The organism is Clostridium sp. AF32-7AC, from assembly GCF_003477925.1.
GTDB classification, from domain to species: domain Bacteria; phylum Bacillota; class Clostridia; order Lachnospirales; family Lachnospiraceae; genus Otoolea; species Otoolea fessa.
In genome coordinates, this window is the sequence record NZ_QUEG01000019.1 from 1 (window position 1) to 4,199 (window position 4,199).

5 protein-coding genes and 2 tRNA genes are annotated in these 4,199 nt (G+C 46.4%); 2 read left to right on the forward strand and 5 right to left on the reverse strand.

Features of this window, described 5'->3' with window-relative positions; genetic code table 11:
* Positions 1–361: 361 nt before the first annotated feature.
* Together DWZ45_RS14350 and DWZ45_RS14355 are read right to left on the reverse strand one after the other, a co-directional pair.
* Positions 362–919, reverse strand: coding sequence for a chromate transporter (locus DWZ45_RS14350; protein WP_118469524.1), 558 nt, complete (start codon positions 917–919; stop codon positions 362–364).
* Positions 920–934: 15 nt separating this feature from the next.
* Positions 935–1,510 carry a chromate transporter gene (locus DWZ45_RS14355; RefSeq protein WP_118469525.1) on the reverse strand — a complete coding sequence of 192 codons (576 nt, stop codon included), beginning with the start codon at positions 1,508–1,510 and terminating at the stop codon, positions 935–937.
* Between the two features lie 270 nt (positions 1,511–1,780).
* Here DWZ45_RS14355 and DWZ45_RS14360 point away from each other — a divergent pair, with 270 nt between their 5' ends.
* Both DWZ45_RS14360 and DWZ45_RS14845 read left to right on the forward strand, forming a co-directional pair.
* Positions 1,781–2,728, forward strand: a complete 948-nt coding sequence (locus DWZ45_RS14360) for a LysR family transcriptional regulator (protein ID WP_182426690.1) — start codon at positions 1,781–1,783, stop codon at positions 2,726–2,728.
* A gap of 184 nt (positions 2,729–2,912) precedes the next feature.
* Positions 2,913–3,104, forward strand: a complete 192-nt coding sequence (locus DWZ45_RS14845; protein ID WP_338126584.1) for a Uma2 family endonuclease — start codon at positions 2,913–2,915, stop codon at positions 3,102–3,104.
* Between the two features lie 147 nt (positions 3,105–3,251).
* On the opposite strand, the gene DWZ45_RS14370 is transcribed toward DWZ45_RS14845, so the two are convergent.
* From DWZ45_RS14370 to DWZ45_RS14380, 3 genes are all read right to left on the reverse strand, one after another.
* Positions 3,252–3,872, reverse strand: a complete 621-nt coding sequence (locus DWZ45_RS14370) for a flavodoxin family protein (protein WP_118469527.1) — start codon at positions 3,870–3,872, stop codon at positions 3,252–3,254.
* Between the two features lie 166 nt (positions 3,873–4,038).
* Positions 4,039–4,111: transfer RNA gene (locus DWZ45_RS14375), tRNA-Gly, on the reverse strand.
* 13 nt (positions 4,112–4,124) lie between these two features.
* Positions 4,125–4,199: transfer RNA gene (locus DWZ45_RS14380), tRNA-Pro, on the reverse strand.

The following is a 4,199-nucleotide window of genomic DNA, read 5'->3' on the forward strand; positions in this document are numbered from 1 at the left end:
ATTTATACTATCATAAGCAATTGACTTTGTCAACAACTTTTTTATTTTATTTTTAATCTTTCTTAGAAACCCGTTTGCGTTTCCGCTCTTATTTCCTCGATTGATTTGCCCTTGTCTTAAGGACGTATGTTATGATACCAGAGTTTCCAAGGATTGTCAACGATTTTTCTATATTTGTTATTCTTTTTATTTTGTTGTGATTTTTTAGAATATTCTAACTATTTGAAGTCTATGCATCTATTTCCCCTAATCCCGGAAATGGCATCGAATCAAAAGAATCCGATGCCATTTCCATCCATTCATAAATACCGCTTTCAATCTCCATCTACACTCTCATTTATATCTATTACCTATTCCTATACTACCTCTCAATCAATTTAACTGCCAGGCTGACACCGCCGCAGACCCACATCACAAGAATTGGGTTCAGTTTCCATTTACGGAGCGCTATAAAAGCTGCCGAAAAAAGAACCAGACTGCCCCACTGGATCATCCTCTCCCCATTTATCTCTGGAAGAACTGCTGCCAGTAGCATCGAAAGTCCAGCACCTGCGATCAGCGCCACTACCGCTGGGCGAAGACTGCCTAAAATACTTCCCATCGCAGAGCCGCCACGGTAACGCCGATATATGTATGCCAATACCGATACAATGATACAAGATGGGAAAATACATCCCCAGGTTGCCGCAACCGCCCCCGGAAGTCCCGCTATCCGAATTCCGACAAAGGTTGCTGAATTGACCGCAATCGGTCCCGGCGTCATTTCCGCGATCGTGATAAGATTCGTAAACTCCGTCATCGTGATCCATCCCTGTCGTTCCACAATCAGGCTCTGTACCAGTGGAATCGCCGCGTAGCCGCCGCCCACGCTGAAAAGCCCTATCTGCAGAAAGCTCAAAAATAATTGTATATAGATCATATCTATTCTCCCCCTCTATACCGCACCGGCCGTCTGCTCACGTTTTCTCATCCAGATAAATCGAATCGTTCCCGCCAGAATACCCGCCGCAATGATATAGATTACATTCACATCCAGCACAAAATCAGCCAGGAACGCAATTACCATGATTGCAATTGAATACAGCTTTTTTCCCTTCAGAACATTCACTCCCAGCCCACAGGAAACATCCAGAATCACAGCCGCCACGCCGACTCGCATTCCCTCTAGTGCTGCTGCCACCCAGACGTTCGACGCAAACGCGGCGTAACAGACGGATAAAACCGCCAGAATCGCCATCGGCGGAAGAATCGTTCCGATGACTGCCACCACCATTCCGGCAAACCCATATACTTTCCAACCAACCAAAATTGCCCCATTTACCGCAATCGCGCCCGGACAGGACTGTGCCAGTGCGGTAAAATCAAGCATTTCCTGTTCATCAATCCAGTGAAGCTCATCCACGAAACACTTCTTCATAAATGTCACAATGACGAAACCGCCCCCGAATGTAAATGCGCTGATATAAAGTGTTTTTAAAAATAAAACCAGCAGTTGATGCTTCTGTTTCATCTGCCATTCCCCCTTTTTCTATTTTATCTTTTGTCTCTCCCAGTTCTCCTTCACGCAAAACAACATTCCTTTTTCTGTGCCCATTATAACACTTGCCAATTCATTTTAAAATTACTATAATTTATATATAGTTCTTATTAAAATATCTATGATTCTCTATAAAAGCAACGCCGTCAAAAATAATATTTCTGACGGCAGGAAAAAAGTAGGACAAACATACAAATACGAATGTTTCCCACTCCTTATGAAACATTCAGGAAAGGAGTTTTCATGACACTGCGGCATTTCCGAATTTTTATCGAAGTAGCATCCGCCGGAAGCATTACACAGGCGGCACGCAATCTCTACCTGACGCAGCCAACCGTCAGCACCGCCGTCCGGGAGCTCGAAGAACACTACGGAACATTATTTTTCGACCGGATCAACCAGCGTCTGCGAATTACCGGCGAAGGGCGGCGTTTTCTCGACTATGCACGTCATTTTATCCAGATGTACGATGAAATGGAACTGGCATTTTCCAATTCCGGAATCAGCGGAGTTCTCCGCATCGGTGCCAGCACCAACGTGGGGATTTCCTATCTGCCACGTTTCATGCAGCTATTTCAAGAGACATATCCCCAGGTGCACACGCAGGTCCATATACAGACGACCGCACAGACGGAAGCCATGCTCTTAAATGGGGCGCTAGATCTTGCAATCGTCGGCGGAACCATCCACTCCGAACAGATTGCCCTGACTCCCCTGTTTCAGGAACACTACACCGCCATTTGCGCGCCGGGACACCCGATGGCAGGAAAAACCGTTTCCATCAATACATTTATGAAACAACCGCTACTCTTCCGCGAAGTCGGCAGCACCTCCTATGAAGTATTTCAAAATGCCATCCGCCAGACCGGCTGTGAGGTCACCCCTGCCTGGGAAAGTACCTCACAAGAGGCCATTCTCGAAGCCGTCCGCCTGGGGCTTGGCGTCACAATTCTGCCAAGCGCTATGCTCGAAGCTGAGCTGAGACTCAGTACCATTTCCCGGATCTATTTTTCGGATTTTTCTTTTCAAAATACCGTTCATCTGGCGTGGCATCAGAGCAAGTTTCTGTCTCCTGTCATGCAGGATTTTATCCAAATGGCGCGTGAACTTTTGCCATCCAACCATATTTCCGCTCAAAATCCCCCGGGAATCTCCCCTCATACACAGCCTTTTCCTGTGATGGATGCATGACGGTTCCAGTAAACTTCCGTATGAGACGGTTCGCGATCATCAGGTCATCATTATCCATATGACCGGATACGACGCTGAGGTTATCTGGGATTGGTTGCGAATACGTACGGATGATTGAAAATAATTTCTTCCTGTAATATACTTTTAGCTATAGGTATACCTATATTTAAAAGATTACTGGAATTTGCCCGACGGGCAGCGTGCAGAGCTGATCGACGGGCAATTTTATAATATGGCACATCCGAGCCGGATTCATCAGGAAATTTCCTACCAGATTTCCCGCCTTCTTAGAAATTATATCGAGTCCAACGGCGGAAAATGCCGCGTTTATCCGCCTCCTTTCGCCGTCAATCTGGATTCGGATGATAAAGATTAGGTTGAGCCTGATATCTCTCTTATCTGTGAGCCGAATAAATTGACCGACCGCGGCTGTTCCGGCGCTCCCGATCTCATTTTCGAAATCGTATCTCCATCCAGCCGGCGCATGGACTACATTATCAAAAATGCTCTGATTCCCTTAAACTTACCGAATAAAATTCGTCGCCGTCCGCTCCTCCTGTTCCGGAAGACCATATTCTTTCTTGCCAAGCTCGATGGACTTCATAAGAAATGTCATATTCTTTGCAAGCATCCGCATCGTCTGCTTGCCTTCCTCATCCATCTCTGCCTCCCCTTTCTCACAGCCGTGAATACTGTTCCAGTATCTGCTGGATGCGATCGGCATATTGCTGATGGTAAAAAATTTGTTCAATTCATCAAAAGTCGCTGAGCAGCCGCCTCTGCGTGCACAGACTACACTGGCACCCACCTTCATGCTCTTATCAAAGGACGTGCTGTAAAACAAGCGGTCAAGACAGGCAATCAGCGTCGCATTAGCCGATGCATAGTAGACCGGACTGGCAATCACCAGACCATCCGCCGCCTCAAAGAGAGGTGCCAGCTCATTTACGATATCATCAAACACACATTTTCCAATTTCGCTGCACTGGTTACAGGCAATACAGCCCCGGATATCTTTATTTCCAATCTGTATGGTTGTTACCTCTACCCCACTATTTCGAAATACATTCTCCATTTCCCGGATGGCAATGGATGTGTTGCCGTTCACACGTGGACTTCCGTTTAGAATTAATACTTTGCTCATTTGGTTTCCTCCTTTTATTCTACGATACATTTATTCCAACAAATTGCTTTTAAACAGTCTGTAAGCGTATATATTGTCTTCAGGTGTCTACAACTGTCTACATAAAAATGAAAATGCAAAAAAGCGGAAACCCTGATGAATCAAAGCTTCCGCAATAATAAAAAAGAGCGCGAGACGGGACTCGAACCCGCGGCCTCGACCTTGGCAAGGTCGCGCTCCACCAACTGAGCCACTCGCGCATATTTGTAAGAATCGGGGTGACAGGATTCGAACCTGCGACCTCCTGGTCCCAAACCAGGCGCTCTAGCCAAGCTGAGCCACACCCCG

What these genes read in the sequence shown, in the direction of transcription:
- DWZ45_RS14350 (WP_118469524.1), bottom strand. Translation starts at nt 919, where the DNA reads ATGATCTATATACAATTATTTTTGAGCTTTCTGCAGATAGGGCTTTTC.
- DWZ45_RS14355 (WP_118469525.1), bottom strand. Translation starts at nt 1,510, where the DNA reads ATGAAACAGAAGCATCAACTGCTGGTTTTATTTTTAAAAACACTTTAT.
- DWZ45_RS14360 (WP_182426690.1), top strand. Translation starts at nt 1,781, where the DNA reads ATGACACTGCGGCATTTCCGAATTTTTATCGAAGTAGCATCCGCCGGA.
- DWZ45_RS14370 (WP_118469527.1), bottom strand. Translation starts at nt 3,872, where the DNA reads ATGAGCAAAGTATTAATTCTAAACGGAAGTCCACGTGTGAACGGCAAC.